We start from the raw sequence: 19,268 nt of genomic DNA, 5'->3' as shown, positions 1-19,268 counted from the left end.
ATAATTAATATGAGTATGTACTCACAGGAGGATTTTATAAATGACAGTATCAATTGCTATTAATGGTTTCGGACGTATCGGACGTATGGTTTTCCGCCAAGCGATCGTACAAGAAGGTTTAAATATTGTTGCTATTAACGCGAGCTATCCAGCAGAAACGTTAGCACATTTGATTAAGTATGACACAAATCACGGAACATTTGAAGGTACGGTTGAACCAGCAGGAGATGCTTTAATTGTAAATGGTAAACGTGTTCAAATTATTAGCGAGCGTGACCCATTAAAATTACCATGGGCTACAATGGGTGTAGGTATTGTTATCGAAGCAACTGGTAAATTTAATGATCGTGAAAAAGCAGCGCTGCACTTAGAAGCAGGTGCAAAGAAAGTTATTTTAACAGCACCAGGTAAAAACGAGGACGTAACAATTGTTTTAGGTGTAAATGACGATAAACTTGATATTGCAAAACATGATGTTATTTCAAATGCTTCTTGTACAACAAACTGCTTAGCACCAGTTGCTAAAGTATTAAATGACACATTTGGTATTGATAATGGCTTAATGACAACTGTCCATGCCTATACAAATGACCAAAAGAACTTAGACAATCCACATAAAGATTTACGTCGTGCACGTGGTTGTGCGCAGTCAATCATTCCAACATCTACAGGCGCTGCAAAAGCATTAAAATTGGTATTACCAGAATTAGAAGGAAAAATTCATGGCATGTCACTTCGTGTTCCAACACCAAACGTATCTTTAGTGGACCTTGTAGTGGATTTAAACACAGATGTAACAGTAGATTCTGTCAATGCTGCATTTGTAAAGGCTGCTACTGAGGGACCAATGAAAGGGATTTTAAACTTCTCAGTTGAGCCTCTAGTATCTTCTGATTACAATACAACAACTTACTCTTCTACAGTTGATGGACTTTCGACAATGGTAATGGGTAGCCGCAAAGTAAAAGTACTTGCTTGGTACGACAATGAATGGGGTTATTCTGCACGTGTAGTAGATCTTGTGAAAAAAGTGGCAAACGCTTTAGAAACAGTTAACGCATAATAATTATACTGAGCACATTGAAATCCAAGTGGTTTCGATGTGCTTTTTTGTTAGAGTTATAGTTTCTTGGATTAGCTTTAAAAGGAGATTTCCTTTAAAAATTGTTGGCATCTATACTTGTACTTTCTGCTTTCAGGGTTTATCATGAGCACACTAGCGTGAATGCGCTTTTCTTACATGTGGGAAATTTGTTATAATAAGAATATTAAATTGTTGTGAAATCAGGAGAGTAATGATATGAGATGTCCATCTTGCCAATTTAACGGAACACGTGTAGTGGATTCGAGGCCAGTAGATGATAATAAAGAAATTCGTAGACGTCGTGAATGTGAGTCATGTGGCTTCCGCTTTACAACGTTTGAAAAAATTGAAGAGACACCACTTGTTGTTGTAAAAAAAGAAGGTTCACGTGAGGAGTTTAGCCGTGAGAAGGTACTTCGTGGGCTTATTCGTGCTTGTGAAAAACGTCCAGTTGCTCTAGATGTACTTGAGGGACTAGTATTATCGATTGAAAAAGACCTTCGTCGTATTGGTAATTCAGAAGTACGCTCTGAGGATGTTGGGGAAATGGTAATGGACCGCCTAGCGAAAATCGATGAGGTTGCTTATGTCCGCTTTGCATCGGTTTATCGTCAATTTAAGGATATCAATGTCTTTATTGAAGAAATTAAAGACATTATTCAGCGTCAGACAGAGCAAAAATCTTAAGAAATACAGAGAGGATGAATGTCGTTGATTCATTTGTATAAGGAGTTGCAGCCTGCTGATTCTTTTGACATTCGTTTACCTCATGCATTATCTACACAGGAACGTCAATTAGTGACATTATTTTATCAGCCATTAACCGGAGCAGAGCCGATTAGCCTTTATTTAACACTTTGGGCAGAAGCCGAGCAAATACCATATCAGCAAATGACACATTATTATTTAATGAATGTTTTAGGGCTTCCGATAGGTAAAATATTCGAGGCACGAATAGCGCTTGAAGCGATTGGCTTATTACGTACATGGAAGAAAGAAAATGCGGGAGAGCGAAGCTTTTTATATGAACTGATACGTCCACTTGATGCAGATAGCTTTATGAAAGACCCGCTGTTATCCATGTTTTTATTTAGTAAAATAGGAGAGCAGGCTTATCGGAAGCTGCGCCAGCGCTTTATAGCTCCTGCAAGAGATGCAGAATTTAAAGATGTATCTCGTGCTTTTGTTGATGTTTATATGCCTGTAAATTCAAATATTCCAGATGACTTACAAGCTAGTAACAGCAGCAAGGATACTCAGTCAAAAATATATCCATTTTATTTTGATCAGTTTGATTTTGAGCTTCTTAAAGCAGGGTTATCGGAGCAATTAGTGCCTGCCAGTTTGCTAACGCTTGAAGTACGTGAAAATATAGCGAAACTAGCATTCTTATATCACTTAACTGCACTGGATATGCAAAAAGTAGTGATTCTTGCTTTGGATGATGACTTAGGCATTTCACAGGAACGATTGCGTAAGGCCGCTGCAGATTTTTATAAGCTAACAGTATCAAAAGAACCGCCAAAGTTAGCTAGAGTCACTGAGCCATTAACTCTTAAAGAAGAAGGGCAAAAAACAAGGGATTCGGAGCTTCAGTATTATTTAGAGACGACTCCACCAGTACAAGTTTTACGGGATATAAATAATGGTAAAGAACCTTTACAAACTTCCGTGCAGCTTGCTGAAAATCTAATAGTTCAACATGGAATGCCAGTTGGCGTTGTTAACGCTCTTTTGGAATATGTTATGCTCACAACTGATATGAAGCTACCTAAAAAGTATGTGGAGACGATTGCCGATCATTGGGTACGCAAAAATATACAAACAGCTAAGGAAGCAATGGAGCTCGCACGTCAGGAGCATGATAAATACACTACTTGGAAAAACAAGCCACAAACAACAAGTAAAAGTAGCCAAAATGTCAAAGGACGTTCAGGAAAGCAACGCGAAGAGAAGGTACCCGAATGGTTTTACAAACGTAACGAGCAGCAAGAGGAAAGCACCTCAAGTACGATAGATTTTGAAAAAGAACGGCAAAAGATATTAGAAATGTTAGGGAAAAGTGATAAGTAGGGAGGGTGAACGACAATCGAACAAATTAATGGACCATTAAAAAGAGCAGTTAATGTACCGTCATTTCAAGAGCGTTATGAAGCGATGCGTCGAGAAATTTTGGAAAACCCTCGTGTGCAAGATTTTTTAGCAGCGCATGCAAAAGAGTTAAGCTATGATTCCATTGAGCGTAATTTACCGAAGCTTCATGAATTTATAAGTCAATCTACTGTTTGCTGTGGCTGTGACAATACGGATCATTGTACAAACTATTTAAAAGGTTTTATACCAACTTTACGTGTAGTTCGAAATACAGTTGAAATGGATTATGTGCGTTGTGAGCAAAAAATACGTGAGGATGAGCACCGGAATGTAGCCAATATGATTGCGAGTATGCATATGCCTAAAGATGTGCTCCAAGCAACAATTCAGGATTTAATGATTGACGACGAATCTCGCGTTATGATTGCACAAAAAGCGGCACAATTTGTCAAGACTTCAGTGGAATCAGGGAAGCTTCCCGCAAAGGGCTATTATTTATACGGAAAGTTTGGTGTAGGAAAATCCTTTGTATTGGGCGCCTTGGCTAATGAATTAGCCTCTATAAAAATCCGTTCAGTAGTTGTTTTTGTGCCTGAATTTTTACGAGAAATGAAAAATGCCATTGGCGATAATACATTGAATGAAAAAATAGACTATGTGAAAAAGGCACCCGTGCTTATGCTTGATGACTTAGGAGCCGAAACAATGACCGCTTGGACAAGGGATGAAATTTTGGGAACTATTTTCCATTATCGTATGGCAGAGCAATTACCAACATTTATAACTTCAAATTTTAATTATGATGAACTGGAACACCATTTAGCACAATCACAAAAAGGTGATATCGAAGTTGTCAAAGCAGGACGAATTATGGAACGTATAAAAGCTATAACGGAGCCAATTGAAATGCGCGGCAAAAATCGACGGATGTAAGATTGCCAGTTGCATTTTACGACAATCGAGCGTATACTGTCTCATATAATAATTAACTTCTTTCAGCAGGCTGTGCAAACACCCGCTGAAAGAAGTTAATGCCTCCGGCGGATGTCACGGAATCGGAAAGGAGTACTTTGTGCAATCACAAAGCCGATTCCAGATGCAATTATGCCGAGGCATAATTGATCAAAAAATGCATTGATGAGGATAAGAATTTTGTGTATCAACTTTTTAGAGAGGGAAGTCATTGGCTGTAAGCTTCCTAGTATGAGCACATCATTTACTACCTGCTGAGCAGCGAAAGGGATAATCTTTCGCCGGTCCCTAGCCCGTTAGCTAGCCTTGAGCTTCGTCTGACTATTTATAGAGTCGGAAGGAAGAAGGGTGGAACCACGAGCATACGCTTCGTCCCTTTTGTGAGGGACGGGGCTTTTTTATTTTTTAAGATTATCGTGCTTGAAAAAGAGGGATACTTGCTCAAGCTGAGTGAAAGATGTTCATTGTAGTGATGTTTCTGCTCAGTTTTAGGGAACGCTCAAAAAAGGTTAACCTCGCTCAAAATCGAGATAGAAGTTGCTCAATAAAAGCGTGGATATGCTCAAATCAGACCAATAGCCGCTCAAAAAGCAAACCCGCTTAATTCAGAGTCAAGAAGGCTCTGTTTCTCATCAATCATTATGTATTTTATAAAAACTGAGGAGTGCAAAGAAAATGTCAGAAATGATTAAATTAACTTTCCCAGATGGCGCTGTGAAGGAATTTGCAAAAGGTACATCTACTGATGATGTAGCATTATCAATCAGCCCAGGACTTCGTAAAAAAGCATATGCAGGTAAAGTAAATGGTGTCTTAGTCGATTTAAAAACACCAATTGAAGAGGATGCTACAATCGCAATTATTACACAGGATGATGAGGAAGCACTGGAAATCTTACGTCACTCTACTGCACACTTAACAGCACAAGCGATTAAACGATTGTTCCCAGATGTAAAACTTGGTATTGGTCCAGTGATTGAAGGGGGCTTCTACTATGATATTGATGCTCCAACACCAATCACTGCCGAAGACTTACCAGCCATCGAAAAAGAAATGAAAAAAATTATTGCTGAAAACTTAGAAGTTGAACGCAAAAATGTAAGTCGTGCAGAAGCCCAAGCAATCTTTGAAGAAATCAGCGATGAATATAAATTAGAATTATTGGAAGCAATTCCTGCAGATGAGCAAGTATCTATTTATTATCAAGGGGAGTTTTTCGACCTTTGCCGTGGTATTCACGTACCTTCCACTGGTAAACTTCGTGAGTTCAAGCTTCTTTCATTAGCAGGTGCTTACTGGAGAGGGAATTCTGATAACAAGATGCTTCAACGTGTTTATGGTACAGCATTCTTCAAAAAAGAGGAGTTAAAACACCACCTACAAATGCTAGAAGAAGCAAAAGAGCGTGATCACCGTAAAATCGGGAAAGAATTAGAATTATTCACGACTTCTCAAAAAGTTGGTCAAGGCTTACCACTTTGGTTACCAAATGGTGCAACAATTCGACGTGTTATTGAACGTTATATTGTTGATAAAGAATTATCGCTTGGCTATAAGCATGTTTATACACCAGTATTAGGTTCCAAAGAGCTTTATCAAACTTCAGGTCACTGGGATCACTATCAAGATTCTATTTTCCCACCGATGGAGATGGACAATGAGACATTAATTATGCGTCCGATGAACTGTCCTCACCATATGATGGTTTACAAAAATAGCATGCATTCATATCGTAACCTGCCATTACGTATTGCAGAGCTTGGTACTATGCACCGTTATGAAATGTCAGGAGCTGTTTCTGGCTTACAACGTGTACGTGGGATGACTTTAAACGATGCCCATATCTTTGTTCGCCCTGACCAAATTAAAGCGGAATTCCAGAAAGTTGTGCAGTTAATTTTAGAGGTTTATAAAGATTTCGACTTAAATGATTATTCATTCCGTTTATCTTACCGAGACCCAGCAGATACTGAGAAATACTTCGATGATGATGAAATGTGGGAAAAAGCACAAAGTATGTTAAAAGAAGCAATGGATGAGCTTGGTTTAGACTACTTTGAAGCGGAAGGTGAGGCGGCATTCTATGGTCCTAAACTTGACGTGCAAGTAAAAACAGCAATTGGTAAAGAAGAGACTTTATCGACAGTTCAATTAGACTTCTTATTACCTGAACGATTTGATCTAACTTATGTTGGGGAAGATGGTAAACCACATCGTCCAGTCGTTATTCACCGTGGTGTAGTATCAACAATGGAACGTTTTGTTGCCTTCTTAATTGAAGAATATAAAGGCGCATTCCCAACTTGGTTAGCACCAGTTCAAGTAGAAGTGATTCCAGTATCGAATGAAGCTCACTTCGACTATGCAAAACAAATTGAAGAGCAATTAACAGCGGCTGGTTTACGTGTGGAAATGGATGATCGTGAAGAAAAATTAGGCTATAAAATCCGTGAAGCGCAAATGAAAAAAATCCCATACATGCTTGTCATCGGTGACAAGGAAGTAGAGGCTAATGGTGTGAATGTACGACGTTACGGCTCTAAAGATTCAGAAACAATTAGCTTTGAGGATTTCTTAGCAAACATTAAAGCAGAAATTACAAAATAACATCTATATAGAAATGGCTGGGGAATTTTTATAGAAATGTCTTACCCATTACTATGAATAGCCCCAGCTAGTAACTTAGGTGTTTAGATTAAAAATGATTTGGCTATTTTATTAGAATAAGCTAAATTAACATTTGACAGCTTATCCTATACATGCTAATATAATTAAGGTTAATGAATACAAAGTTTGTGGTTGAAGTAGAGGCTGCCCGCTTCTCACCTGATACAACGCTTTAAAAGCTGTGAACAGGTATGACACGTTGAATTGTTTTGCGCAGACTTGCGCATGCACATATAGCGGGCGGACATCTTCAAAGTGTCCGTCCTTTTTTTATGGACATGACAAGAGGATGTACCGTTCAACCGGGCAAGGCTTTGCCCAAACCATGTATTCGCGACAATTACTTGGAGGTGGATTACTATTAGCAAAGACATGTATGTAAACGAAGGCATTCGCGCACGTGAACTTCGATTAATCGATCACAATGGTGACCAGCTTGGTGTAAAGACACGTAATGAAGCGCTAGAAATCGCCGCTCGTGTAAACTTGGATCTTGTCCTTGTGGCCCCTCAAGCCAAGCCGCCAGTCGCTCGTATCATGGACTATGGTAAATTTAAATTTGAACAGCAAAAGAAAGACCGTGAAATTCGTAAAAATCAAAAGGTCATCGTTATGAAAGAGGTTCGCTTGAGCCCATCAATCGATGAGCATGATTTCCAAACGAAGTTACGTAATGCGATTAAATTCCTTGAAAAAGGCGATAAAGTTAAATGTAGCCTGCGTTTCAAAGGTCGTGCGATTACACATAAAGAAATTGGTCAACGTGTACTAGATCGCTTTGCTGAAGCTTGTGCTGAAGTATCGACGGTAGAACAAAAGCCGAAGATGGAAGGCCGAAGCATGTTCTTAGTTCTTCAACCAAAGAACGAGAAATAATATTAGACGAACAGTTTAGGAGGAATTCGACATGCCAAAAATGAAAACTCACCGTGGAGCTGCGAAACGTTTCAAAAAAACGGGTTCAGGTAAATTAAAATACGACCGTGCTTACGGAAGCCACTTATTCGCAAACAAATCTACGAAACAAAAACGTCACCTACGTAAAGCGAACATCGTTTCATCTGGTGATTTCAAACGTATTCGTTCATTACTTGTTTACATGAAATAATTTGACTACACAAAATAACTAACATTCATTTTTAAATGAAAAGCAGGAGGTAATTCATATGCCACGCGTAAAAGGCGGAACAGTGACGCGCAAACGTCGTAAAAAAGTTTTAAAATTAGCTAAAGGTTACTATGGTTCTAAACATACATTATACAAAGTTGCTAACCAAGCAGTAATGAAATCAGGTCAGTATGCATACCGTGACCGTCGTCAGAAAAAACGTGATTTCCGTAAATTATGGATCACTCGTATCAACGCAGCTGCTCGTATGAACGGTCTTTCTTACAGCCGTTTAATGCACGGTTTAAAAGTTGCTGGTATCGAAGTTAACCGTAAAATGTTAGCAGATCTAGCTGTAACTGATGCTGCAGCATTCACTCAATTAACAGATGCTGCAAAAAAAGCAGTCGCAAAATAATTAAGCGATATCATGCTTTTTACGTGATTGAAACGAAGCTACTCTCAATTTAATTCTGTGACGAAAGCGAAGCGGCAGTCGCAAAAAAAGCAGTCGCAAAATAATATGTGATTTTTCAGGACTGATGGATTTATCCGTCAGTCTTTTTTATGTTAGATTAGTAATAAATCATTTGCAAAGGAGACTTCAATGGGACAAGCATTAGTAGCCTATATGGCAATTGTTTCTATAGTCCTGCTCATAATGATGGGCATGGATAAGTCCAAAGCGAAAAAGCAAGAGTGGCGAATTGCGGAACGTACGCTTTTTACGCTGGCGATTGCTGGAGGTGCAGTAGGGGGCGTGTTGGGGATGTATTTATTTCGTCATAAAACACGCCATAACAGCTTTGCTTTTGGCTTCCCACTCTTAGCCGCTGTTCAAGTTTTTATCGTTGTACAGCTATGGTGAAATTGAGGAGGCATTTCAACAAAATCATACGATAATTAAAAACACATCCTCATGATGAGGATGTGTTCCGCATAAGCTGTTCAATGGGCTGCTTCCAATTAATTTTTGCGCTTGGATAGTTCAATAGAATTTCTTGCTGTAAATATTCAAAATCACTTTTTTTAAAGCCCTGTAGAGTCGCAGCATCACGGGCACCAACGAAAATTGTCACAACCTCAAAGGCTTCCTCAGTTGTACCAAGATATTTTTCACCTTCAAAAAGTGCACCCTTATAGGAAATAAAGAAATTTTTTCGGACATTTTTAACATCATCGTAAAAATAATATTGGCCTTTTTCATAGGCTTCATCAAGTTTTCGCTTAGGATCGGTTATATAACGAATCGCTTTGTAAAATACATAGATTATAAGCGCAATTACAGCAAGTCGAATTAGTAACGGCAACATGTTTCATTTCCCCCTTGAAGAAAGGTTATTCTTCCCTATACGATTGAAGAGGGAAATTAGTTTCACTTTTTATAAATTATTTTAGAAATTTAGGAGAAAAAAATGAATTTACAACAATTGTTTAAAATGCAGAAAGAGCTTGATGATTTTATCGAAAAAACACAAAAAATTGAGCAGGATGTTTTTAAAGAAAAAGGTTTAGCATTAATGGTTGAATTAGCAGAACTAGCTAATGAAACACGCTGCTTTAAATTCTGGAGTACAAAAGGGCCTTCAGAGCGTTCTGTCATTTTAGAGGAGTATGTGGATTCGATTCATTTTATATTATCCCTCGGTCTACTCAAGGGTTACACAACGCTAGAAAAATGGCCAGTAATTGAAGATAAGCAAGATTTAACAGAAATTTTCTTAATGACACAGGACTATATTTTAACCTTTATTCATCAGCCAACTGAGGATAGATATTTAACAATTTGGCAATGCTATGGTTTACTTGCGTATAATTTAGGCTTTACGTTTGAGGACGTTGTGGCAGCGTATATAGAAAAGAATGAAGAAAATTATAATCGCCAGCGTTCAGGATATTAATGTGAGAAATACATCAATTTTCAGACGATTATACTAGGAATATTTCGGTAAACGAAGTATAATAGAGAAGATTTCAGAAGTAGGAGGCAAAAGGATGACACAGCTAGATCCAACATTACAAATGTTTAAAGATTTAACGGATGCGAATGGAATTGCAGGGAATGAACGTGCACCACGTGAGGTCATGAAAAAATACATTGCACCATACGCAGACTCAGTAGAAACAGATAACTTAGGAAGTGTTATCGCAAAAAAAGTGGGCGATGAAAATGGTCCGAAAATTATGGTGGCAGGGCATTTAGATGAAGTTGGCTTCATGATTACACAAATCGATGATAAAGGGTTTATCAAATTCCAAACTGTAGGTGGCTGGTGGAGCCAGGTAATGCTTGCACAGCGTGTTACAATTACAACGCGAAAAGGCGATGAAATTATCGGGGTAATTGGTTCAAAGCCACCTCATATTTTACCAGCAGATGTACGAAACAAAGTAGTAGACATTAAAGATATGTTTATTGATGTGGGTGCAGCCTCAAAGGAAGAAGTGCTTGAATGGGGCGTTCGTCCTGGTGACATGGTAACACCTTATTTTGAATTTAATGTCATGAAAAACGACAAATATCTTTTAGCAAAGGCTTGGGATAATCGTATTGGCTGTGCTATTGCTATTGATGTTATGAAAGCGTTACAAAATGAAAAACATCCTAACATCCTATACTCTGTAGGGAACGTACAAGAGGAAGTCGGCCTACGCGGTGCGAAAACGGCGACTCATAAAATCCAACCTGATATTGGCTTTGCTGTCGATGTAGGTGTAGCTGGAGACACGCCAGGGGTAACAGCGAAGGAGTCAACAAGTAAAATGGGCGCTGGTCCACAAATCGTTGTCTATGATGCATCAATGGTATCTCACCGTGGCTTACGCGAATTTGTATTAGATGTCGCAGATGAGCATAATATTCCATATCAATTCGAAGCAATGGCTGGTGGCGGTACAGACGCTGGTTCTATCCACGTAACTGCAAATGGTATACCTGCACTATCAATCGGTATTGCAACACGCTATATCCACTCACATGCAGGTATTCTACATCGTGATGATTATGATAATGCCGTTAAATTAGTGGTAGAAGTTATTAAAAAATTAGACCGCGATGCTGTGAATAAAATTATTTTTGATTAATTCTTAATGAGGCCTTCTAACAAATAGTTGGAAGGCTTTTTTACTCGATTCCAAGAGCAATGATTCAGTTAATTGTGAAAGTATAACCAAAAACTTGAGATTATGAAATTTAATTATTAAGTGTCCTATTAAGGAATATAAACTCTTATGAACACCTTTCCTCTTTGTTTCCATAAACTTCATAAGCAAAATATCCAAGTAGTAGGCCTATCCCGGAGCCAAAACTTAGTGTAGATAATAAGGAAATTGAGAAAAACATGCTAAGAATCAAACCGATTAAACAACCAAAAAGCATTCCTAATGGCATTAAACTATCTAATAAAATTTGAGCATCTTTTGATTTTTTCTTACCTAACTTTCCCTGCTTATGTTTATGTTCGAGCCTTTTAACAACAAAGACCGAAATACCTCCGATAATTGCAATGGGGAGAACAATACCTACAAGCTCCATGAAAAACTTCATGCTGTAATCTCCTTTCATTTATTCCTATATCTTAGTAAGGGGGAATTCTGGGTACAACTCTATTATTGTTTTTTCCATTTATATGGGATATTTGCCCAATCAGACAACAGTGCAAACAGAAATATTAAAATTGTGATTGATATAGTTTCTCCCCACTTAATGTTATTTTGAATAATTAATTTCCATCCAATTGTTAATATGAAAAATAACAACGCAAATCGAATGTTTTTCTTTATCATACATACATTACCTTCATTTCGTTTTTTATCTACCGTTTTGTTTACTAACATAAAAACGGCTCCTTTGTTAAAGTGTAGCGAATTTATGAGGGAGTATCTACATATAACAAATGATATTGACTTTTTACCACTGGCAATAATTGCCCTGTTATTCAGTTCGCTTGATTGTTTTCATAATCATTAAGCAGATAATACTTGTAGATGCAACTACATACCATACTGTTTTAGATAAGTTCCCCCAAGAGTTAACCATTGCAATAAAAATCATGATTAGTAAAAGAGCGTAAACTAAATAACTACGCATACATTAACCTCCAAAATTACCCTTTTTAAAAATGATTGTAAATTATAATTTATAGAAATCATAACATAATGGAGTATCAATTGGAAGATAAGTGGGAAATGAACGAGTATTGAACGCGTAGCTATAACTAAAAGAATAGGGTATTCCTTTATCCATTCAAGAAACACCCCATTTTCTTTATAAAGATTTTTGTAAAAGCTGTAAGATATCTTTCCCCATATGAACAGGATTTGTTGTTAATATAGAGGATCGATAATTGGATAGAATCACGACACCTGCTTGCTGTTTTTTATCAAATCCTAGATAACTAGAGAAGCCTTTCGTTGATCCGTTATGCCAAATAATATCGTCTTCAAGTAGCCATCCCAATCCGATGCTTACATCTTTTGAAATAGTTTTAGTAGCATGGTGTGTTAATTGATAGCCTGCATTTTGTTCGCTTACATGTATTTTTATAATTTTTAATAAATCATCTACAGTTGATCGTATAGCACCCGCTGCCATAAATTCATTCATTTGAAGTGGTGGCTTATAATGTCCTCGAATAGTGTATCCCTGTAACAGGGTATCTTCTTTAGAGGATGGGATAGAAATAAAGGTGTTTGTTAAATTTAATGGCTCTACGATTCTACGTGTAATAGCTGTTTCAAAGTCCGTATGAAGTTCATTTGCTAATAAATAACCTAGAAGACCCATTCCCACATTAGAATACCTAAACCTAGCTTTAGGCTCATGTGTATGGGTTTTAAAATAATGTATTGTCTCATCCAATGAATAGGGACAAAATGGGTCACGAGGTGTTTGGTTATCAAAAAGATTATAGATGTTCTTTAGTACACCTATTCCTGGTAGACCAGATGTGTGATTTGCTAGATGCTTCAAAGTTATGGGATGATTATCTGGAATTGCAGAAAAATATTTACCAATTGAGTCATCTACCTTCACGATTCCTTCCTCAATCATTTCGCCAAGCATTGATGTTGTCAAAACCTTAGAGATTGACCCGATTTCATAGATATAGGGCTTTTTATCATATGTGACATTTGAGCCATTGAACATAAAAGTAGCGTCTTGGTCACGATAAAAAACACCTATGGATAAAGCTATATTCGGGCGGGATTTTATGTAAGGATAAGCAATTTTAAAGATATCCTTTTTTAAATCAGTTAAATCCACAATTATTCCTCCTTTTCACTCGCTAAATTTTTTCCTGCGCCTTCGAGATAATGGCGTGTAGTTTCATCAATATTTCTTTTAAATGTAGCAAATCCTCTTTTGGGAGCTGTGAATAGTATTTATCGATAATGGCAAGCTCGATTTCTTCCTGCTTCTGAAAATAATGATGACCCCGCGTATCCAACTCAATAATAATTTCTCTACGATCCTTTTTACTTATGGTTCTTTTAATAAAGCTTTCCTGCTCTAATCTGCCAATTAATTGACTAACAGCACTAGCAGATGTCCCCATCAGCTTTGCTAATTCAAAAGTCTGCAAGGGACCATGTGTCTGAAGAAGACTTAAAAATAGTGCTTGCTTTGTAGTTAATGTTTCGTCTAACAAGGTGGAGAACTCCTCTGTTAACATCACATTTGTTTCATATTCTACTTGGTTAAGCTCTCTCACAAGTTGTATAAGCTCATTCTCCATTTTTTTCACCACCTAAATAGTTAATATGTATTAATTATAAATGTATATTAATAATATGGCAAAGATCTTTAGAATGAAATGATTGAAAAATAGAAATATGCATAAATATTCGATATGACGCATTTTAGACACATTTAATTGTAGATTTCTAATTTTTAAAAATAAACATAAAAATTCAGTTGATTTTATATTTATGCATGTTATACTTATTTTAACAGCAACAGAACAAGGAGCGAAGGCTATGAAATTACTTGAGGAAGTACAGTTAAAGTTAGTATCTAGCTTAAAGGGAAAAGACCTACTAACTTTGTTAGACTATACAAGTGAAGAGGTTCAGCAGCTAATTGAATTAGCAACACAGCTGAAAATCATTACAAAAGAAGGGAAATGTCCGAAGCTATTAGAAGGTAAAACACTCGGCATGATCTTTGAAAAACATTCAACTCGTACTCGTATTTCATTTGAAGTAGGCATGAATCAATTGGGCGGAAAAGGTATGTTTATGCATGCGCGTGATTTACAAATTGGACGTGGCGAATCAATCTATGATACAGCACATGTGCTATCGGGCTATCTAGATGGTATTATGATTCGCGCAAATTCCCACGCTATGGTGAAGGAGCTTGCTGAGCATGCGGCTATACCAGTTATTAATGGACTAACAGATATTTATCACCCATGTCAGGCATTAGCGGATTTAGAAACAATCGCTGAAAATAAAGGTGAACTAAAAGGACTTAAAATTGCATATGTTGGAGATGGCAACAACGTGGCGCACTCATTAGTAGTCGCTTCTGCACATGTAGGAATGAACGTGGCAGTGGCAACGCCAGTTGGCTATGAATGTGATACAGAGGTTATCGCAAAGGCACAAGCTATCGCAACAGCAAATGGCAGTACAATTATAATCACGAATGATCCAGTAGAAGCGGTATTAAACGCGGACGTTGTATATGCAGATGTTTGGACATCCATGGGACAAGAAGAAGAAGCTGCAAAACGTCTTCAAGACTTTGCAGGTTATCAAATTAATGATGAACTTGTTTCCTATGCAAAGCCAAATTATATGTTCTTACACTGCTTACCTGCACATCGAGAAGAAGAAGTAGCGACATCTGTTATTGATGGCCCTAATTCTTATATCTTTGAGCAAGCAGAAAATAGACTACATGCACAAAAAGCAGTACTTGCATCTATTTTAGCTTAATTTTTGACATATGCTTCTCGGGTTGAGAAGTACTATATATACAGAGTTCATATTGATAACAGAGGGTGTCAATGTGAATAACATAACAGTGGTGCACAGACAGAGGGATGTAAGCCACACGCGATGTACGTTGTCAAGATGGATGGCCACATCGCTACATAGTAAAGTAACCTGGGAGACGCTGGGTTACTTTTTTGTTATGTTATTTTTGTGCGTATACTTGTATAATCATAAATCAAACTAGTATATTACCTAGTTTTCTGATTTTATTTATAGAGAATAAAAGCATTTATCTATATAATAGGATAAATAAGTAATTAGGGGAGGGCTTTAGGTGAATATTGATCATATCGAGGCATTTTTATATGTCGTGCATTATAAAAGTATCCATAAGGCTGCTAATGCGTTATTTTTATCTCAGCCAACTGTAACAGCTCGCATTAAATCATTAGAAAGAGAGCTAAATGTTGAATTATTTCATCGAGATGGGCGCAGTGTAATTTTATCAGATAAGGGCAAGGGTTTTTTACCATTCGCCACACAAATTGTGCAAACCTTTCAACAGGGAAAGAAGCAATTAGAGGAAACTCAGGAGACTGACGAAGTATGTATTGGCACTAATGGGGTGACAGCACAATATTTTTTAGCATATGCATTGCCTAAATGGAAGGAAAGTTTTCCGTATTTACGCTTTCAGATTGTTACAGGGTCAACAAATATGATTTTAGAAAAGCTGCAAAGTCATCAAATCCACTTTGGTCTTATCCAATATGTGCATCGAGAAGGGATTGGCAATGAGTTATTATTAAGTAATGCTGTTAAACTCGTGATGCATCGAGAACATTCTTTTCAACAGAATCCGCTAATTAAAGTAAAGGAACTAGCTCGGCAAAAAATGGTGTTTTTTGAATGTGGGGCCTTTGATTGGAATTATGTCCATAAGCTATTTGAGGTAGAGGGTGTCACTGCAAATATAGAAGTGCGTACAGATCATTTAGAAGTAGCGAAAGAATTTATTCGGACGAAAGGATATATGAGTTTTTTACCACATCTCTGTGTAAAAAAGGAGCTTGAAAGTGGGGAGTTTGTGGAGATTGATGTCAAGCACTTACTGGATATGAATCAACACATTTTTTTAACATATAACAATAAGGATACACTGGCTTCTGCCTTTTGGGAAAAGGTAGTGGAAACTGCTGAGCAATTTGAAAGCAGCTATGAAAAAGTAGATTGATAAAATATTTTATCAAACAGTAAATTTTTTTCTATTATGTAGCCTATTGCATATTGCAACAATGAGCTGTAATATCTTCCTCAACCCTATTTTATTTATGCATAATCAAGAGGAGTCATAAATGAAATATTATTTTTTTAAACAAAAACATACTTAACCACTATGTTTAGTAAAAATAAAATTCGAGGAGGAAATGAATATGGTGAGACAGAACAAAATTCGATTTGGAGCAATTATTCACGGTGTAGGTGGCAATATTTCAGGCTGGCGTCATCCAAAGGTAGAAAGTAATCAAAGTGTAAGCTTACCGTTTTATATCCAGCAGGCACAAAAGGCAGAGCAAGGAAAATTTGATGTAGTGTTTATTGCAGATGGTTTGTTCATCAACGAAAAATCCATTCCTCATTTTTTAAATCGCTTTGAGCCACTAACGATTTTATCGGCATTAGCAGTAGCGACAAAAAACATTGGGCTAGTCGGCACAGTATCTACCTCCTATAGTGAGCCTTTTACAGTTGCACGTCAATTTGCCTCATTGGATCATATAAGTGGGGGACGTGCTGGATGGAATGTAGTGACAACGCCATTAGAAAGCACTGCCTTGAACTACAATAAAACACTAGAACAGCATCCTAGTCACGCAGAGCGCTATCAAATTGCTGAAGAATATTTAGAAGTGACAAAGGGCTTATGGGATTCATGGGATGACGACGCTTTTATTGCGGATGTAGAGCAGGATGTGTTTTTTGATCCAGATAAACTACATACCTTAGATCATAAGGGACAATATTTTACTGTACAGGGACCACTTAATATTGCGCGTTCTAAGCAAGGTCAGCCTGTTATTTTTCAAGCAGGCTCGTCTGATGCAGGTATCCGTTTAGCAGCAAAGGATGCAGATGCGATTTTTACACATGGTGCATCTCTAGAAGAAGCACAGAAATTTTATCAAAGGGTAAAAACAGAGGCTGCCGCCTTTGGACGTGATCAACAGGAAATTAAAATTTTCCCAGGAATATCTCCAATTATTGGTGAAACATTGGAGGAGGCTGAAGCTAAATATCAGGAAATTGTTGAGCTGGTTTCCATAGAACGTGCACTTGCATATTTAGGACGATACTTTGATCATCATGATTTTACACAATATGATGTGGATGCCCCATTCCCAGAGCTTGGTGATATAGGAGCTAATAGCTTTAGAAGTACGACTGATTATATAAAAAAATATGCCAAACAAGAAGGACTGACATTACGACAGGTTGCTTTACGGGAGGCAACACCGAAAACAGCTTTCTTTGGAACAGCAGAGCAAGTCGCTGATTTAGTGCAGGAATGGTTTGAAAAAGAAGCAGCGGATGGCTTTATTATTGCTGTAACTGTACCTGGTGCACTTGACGATTTTGTAGATAAGGTTGTACCAATTTTACAAGCAAGAGGGCTTTACCGTGAAGAATATGAGGCGGATACATTACGTGGTAATTTAGGTTTACCGTTTAAGGAAAGCCGCTATGTCAAACACATTGTCTCTTAAAACCTAGTAAATTTATTTGAATAAAAAGATTAAGGAGGTAATGTATGAGCTATTCATTAGGCATATTAGATCAAAGTCCAATTATCGAGGGTGCAACAAACGAACAGACCTTGCAAAAAACAGTGGCACTTGCACAAAAAGCTGAGCAATTGGGCTACTCACGCTTTTGGGTATCAGAGCACCATAATACAGATTCTTTAGCAGGAACATCTCCTGAGGTATTAGTATCTTATTTACTAGCTAAAACAAAATCAATCAACATTGGATCGGGTGGGGTGATGCTACAGCATTATAGTCCCTATAAAGTAGCGGAAAATTTCCACGTACTAGCATCCTTGGAGCCAGGGAGAGTAGATTTGGGTATTGGGAAAGCACCTGGAGGATTACCGCTTTCTACAAAGGCCCTCCAATATGGCACGCTCAATCAAGGGGAAGATTTTGAAGAGAGACTAACATTTTTACAGCAATTAATTGAGCAATCAATACCAGAAGAGCACGAATTATCTGGTATACAAGCAACGCCGATTCCGAAGACAAAGCCAACATTATTTTTACTCGGTGCTAGTCCAGAAAGTGCTGCACTTGCAGGTAAACTAGGAACTGCATTCGTCTTTGCTCGATTTATTAATAGTGACAATAGTGTTTTGGCACAAGCAGCTAAAACCTATCGTAGTCACCACCCAAACGGCCATTTTGCGATTTCGATTGCTGCACTTGCTGCCCCAAGCAAGGAGGAGGCGAAAGAGCTAGTTGGTGATCAAAAAATTACAAAGGTGCATTTAGCAAGTGGCAGAAGCCTGACGCTACAATCAGTAGAGCTAGCAGAGAAATTTGGTCAGGAATCTGGAGAGGAATATACGGTTGAGCAGTATGAGGCCGATATTTTATACGGTACATCGGAAGAAATTAAAGCTATTTTAGATGACTACCATGTGCAATATCAAATCGATGAATTTATTTTGCATACGCCTGTCTTAAAGGATTTTGAGCGTGAGCGATCTTTTGAGTTATTGGGTCCAGTACATTTACAGCAAAAAGAAGCAGTAAGCTGAGGAGGAAAACATCATGACAAAAAATAGAGATGTAATAGTTTGGTCGAAACAGGGTTGTAGTTACTGTAATGAGGTAAAAACGTATTTACAAGAGGAGGGTATACCTTACAAAACAGTGGATGTAACGCATAATGATGCTTTCCGTGATATTCTTGATACAAAATATGGAATTCGTTATGTACCCGTTGTAGAAATTGGTTCAAGTGAAGATGGTATCTATCAAGCCGTTACAGAACTTGGTCTTGAGCATTTAAAGGCTGCACTAGTAGGAGAAAAAATACAGTCATAAACGCAATATAGAAATGGGGTGTATAAATAATAAAATTAATTGTTAATCGTGGTATAGTAGCACTATTTGTACTATTGGGCGCCCTTTTTTCAGTTTTTTCAATCAATTATTTTTTACCCACAGATATTGTTAGACAATTACTTGCAACTTGTTCTAACAGTTGCAAGTCATAGTGTTGAAAAACTAAATGGTCAAGGGACTCTTTGTGAACACTCCTAAGTCAAATGAAGGTGATTTCCGTTCCAGGCTACTCGCTTTGCCGCTGACGCTTCGCTTTCGCGCAGAGCAAGGC

At 37.6% G+C, this 19,268-nt stretch carries 22 protein-coding genes; 16 read left to right on the top strand and 6 right to left on the bottom strand.

The window, feature by feature from the left end:
- The first annotated feature begins 40 nt into the window (after nucleotides 1–40).
- From AC3WOM_RS17475 to AC3WOM_RS17435, 9 genes are all read left to right on the top strand, one after another.
- The gene (locus tag AC3WOM_RS17475) at nucleotides 41–1,063 is read left to right on the top strand and encodes a glyceraldehyde-3-phosphate dehydrogenase (RefSeq protein ID WP_427546488.1); all 1,023 of its coding nucleotides are present in this window, start codon (nucleotides 41–43) and stop codon (nucleotides 1,061–1,063) included.
- A 237-nt stretch (nucleotides 1,064–1,300) separates the two neighbouring features.
- Entirely contained in the window at nucleotides 1,301–1,771 is a 471-nt protein-coding gene (gene nrdR, locus AC3WOM_RS17470) for a transcriptional regulator NrdR (RefSeq protein ID WP_427546491.1), read from the top strand.
- An 18-nt stretch (nucleotides 1,772–1,789) separates the two neighbouring features.
- Nucleotides 1,790–3,157 (top strand): replication initiation and membrane attachment family protein, encoded by a 1,368-nt coding sequence (locus AC3WOM_RS17465; RefSeq protein ID WP_492447760.1) that lies wholly within the window; start codon nucleotides 1,790–1,792, stop codon nucleotides 3,155–3,157.
- A gap of 24 nt (nucleotides 3,158–3,181) precedes the next feature.
- Nucleotides 3,182–4,111, top strand: coding sequence for a primosomal protein DnaI (dnaI, locus tag AC3WOM_RS17460; protein WP_427546540.1), 930 nt, complete (start codon nucleotides 3,182–3,184; stop codon nucleotides 4,109–4,111).
- Between the two features lie 714 nt (nucleotides 4,112–4,825).
- Nucleotides 4,826–6,757 (top strand): threonine--tRNA ligase, encoded by a 1,932-nt coding sequence (gene thrS, locus AC3WOM_RS17455; RefSeq protein ID WP_492447759.1) that lies wholly within the window; start codon nucleotides 4,826–4,828, stop codon nucleotides 6,755–6,757.
- 432 nt (nucleotides 6,758–7,189) lie between these two features.
- A complete protein-coding gene (infC, locus tag AC3WOM_RS17450) occupies nucleotides 7,190–7,693 on the top strand; it encodes a translation initiation factor IF-3 (protein ID WP_427546500.1) in 504 nt (167 codons plus the stop codon).
- Between the two features lie 31 nt (nucleotides 7,694–7,724).
- Nucleotides 7,725–7,925 (top strand): 50S ribosomal protein L35, encoded by a 201-nt coding sequence (gene rpmI / locus AC3WOM_RS17445; RefSeq protein WP_283869127.1) that lies wholly within the window; start codon nucleotides 7,725–7,727, stop codon nucleotides 7,923–7,925.
- 58 nt (nucleotides 7,926–7,983) lie between these two features.
- On the top strand, nucleotides 7,984–8,343 hold the full coding sequence (gene rplT / locus AC3WOM_RS17440) for a 50S ribosomal protein L20 (protein ID WP_427546503.1): 360 nt from the start codon (nucleotides 7,984–7,986) through the stop codon (nucleotides 8,341–8,343).
- Between the two features lie 189 nt (nucleotides 8,344–8,532).
- A complete protein-coding gene (locus tag AC3WOM_RS17435) occupies nucleotides 8,533–8,793 on the top strand; it encodes a DUF1294 domain-containing protein (RefSeq protein WP_427546505.1) in 261 nt (86 codons plus the stop codon).
- A gap of 49 nt (nucleotides 8,794–8,842) precedes the next feature.
- Here AC3WOM_RS17435 and AC3WOM_RS17430 read toward each other — a convergent pair whose 3' ends face one another.
- Entirely contained in the window at nucleotides 8,843–9,238 is a 396-nt protein-coding gene (locus AC3WOM_RS17430) for a sigma-w pathway protein ysdB (RefSeq protein WP_427546507.1), read from the bottom strand.
- A gap of 102 nt (nucleotides 9,239–9,340) precedes the next feature.
- On the opposite strand from AC3WOM_RS17430, the gene AC3WOM_RS17425 reads away from it, so the two are divergent.
- Nucleotides 9,341–9,826, top strand: coding sequence for a dUTP diphosphatase (locus AC3WOM_RS17425; protein WP_492447758.1), 486 nt, complete (start codon nucleotides 9,341–9,343; stop codon nucleotides 9,824–9,826).
- Nucleotides 9,827–9,920: 94 nt separating this feature from the next.
- The gene (locus AC3WOM_RS17420; RefSeq protein ID WP_492447757.1) at nucleotides 9,921–11,009 is read left to right on the top strand and encodes a M42 family metallopeptidase; all 1,089 of its coding nucleotides are present in this window, start codon (nucleotides 9,921–9,923) and stop codon (nucleotides 11,007–11,009) included.
- A 145-nt stretch (nucleotides 11,010–11,154) separates the two neighbouring features.
- On the opposite strand, the gene AC3WOM_RS17415 is transcribed toward AC3WOM_RS17420, so the two are convergent.
- From AC3WOM_RS17415 to AC3WOM_RS17395, 5 genes are all read right to left on the bottom strand, one after another.
- A complete protein-coding gene (locus tag AC3WOM_RS17415; protein ID WP_492447778.1) occupies nucleotides 11,155–11,460 on the bottom strand; it encodes a hypothetical protein in 306 nt (101 codons plus the stop codon).
- Nucleotides 11,461–11,534: 74 nt separating this feature from the next.
- Nucleotides 11,535–11,762 (bottom strand): hypothetical protein, encoded by a 228-nt coding sequence (locus AC3WOM_RS17410; protein ID WP_492447756.1) that lies wholly within the window; start codon nucleotides 11,760–11,762, stop codon nucleotides 11,535–11,537.
- A 97-nt stretch (nucleotides 11,763–11,859) separates the two neighbouring features.
- On the bottom strand, nucleotides 11,860–12,015 hold the full coding sequence (locus AC3WOM_RS17405) for a hypothetical protein (RefSeq protein ID WP_427546517.1): 156 nt from the start codon (nucleotides 12,013–12,015) through the stop codon (nucleotides 11,860–11,862).
- 177 nt (nucleotides 12,016–12,192) lie between these two features.
- Entirely contained in the window at nucleotides 12,193–13,191 is a 999-nt protein-coding gene (locus AC3WOM_RS17400) for a serine hydrolase domain-containing protein (protein WP_492447755.1), read from the bottom strand.
- Between the two features lie 22 nt (nucleotides 13,192–13,213).
- Nucleotides 13,214–13,663, bottom strand: a complete 450-nt coding sequence (locus AC3WOM_RS17395; RefSeq protein WP_427546522.1) for a MarR family winged helix-turn-helix transcriptional regulator — start codon at nucleotides 13,661–13,663, stop codon at nucleotides 13,214–13,216.
- A gap of 241 nt (nucleotides 13,664–13,904) precedes the next feature.
- Here AC3WOM_RS17395 and argF point away from each other — a divergent pair, with 241 nt between their 5' ends.
- From argF to AC3WOM_RS17370, 5 genes are all read left to right on the top strand, one after another.
- Entirely contained in the window at nucleotides 13,905–14,870 is a 966-nt protein-coding gene (gene argF / locus AC3WOM_RS17390; protein WP_427546525.1) for an ornithine carbamoyltransferase, read from the top strand.
- A 334-nt stretch (nucleotides 14,871–15,204) separates the two neighbouring features.
- Nucleotides 15,205–16,104 (top strand): LysR family transcriptional regulator, encoded by a 900-nt coding sequence (locus AC3WOM_RS17385; protein ID WP_492447754.1) that lies wholly within the window; start codon nucleotides 15,205–15,207, stop codon nucleotides 16,102–16,104.
- Nucleotides 16,105–16,303: 199 nt separating this feature from the next.
- Nucleotides 16,304–17,635 (top strand): LLM class flavin-dependent oxidoreductase, encoded by a 1,332-nt coding sequence (locus AC3WOM_RS17380; protein ID WP_492447753.1) that lies wholly within the window; start codon nucleotides 16,304–16,306, stop codon nucleotides 17,633–17,635.
- Nucleotides 17,636–17,679: 44 nt separating this feature from the next.
- The gene (locus AC3WOM_RS17375) at nucleotides 17,680–18,687 is read left to right on the top strand and encodes an LLM class flavin-dependent oxidoreductase (RefSeq protein ID WP_492447752.1); all 1,008 of its coding nucleotides are present in this window, start codon (nucleotides 17,680–17,682) and stop codon (nucleotides 18,685–18,687) included.
- A gap of 13 nt (nucleotides 18,688–18,700) precedes the next feature.
- Nucleotides 18,701–18,976 carry a glutaredoxin family protein gene (locus AC3WOM_RS17370; RefSeq protein WP_492447751.1) on the top strand — a complete coding sequence of 92 codons (276 nt, stop codon included), beginning with the start codon at nucleotides 18,701–18,703 and terminating at the stop codon, nucleotides 18,974–18,976.
- Nucleotides 18,977–19,268: the final 292 nt, after the last annotated feature.

It is taken from the genome of Lysinibacillus sp. FW301-JW8, assembly GCF_058788755.1.
Note: the sequence above shows the minus strand (reverse complement) of the source record. Positions and strands in the feature narration are given on the sequence as shown.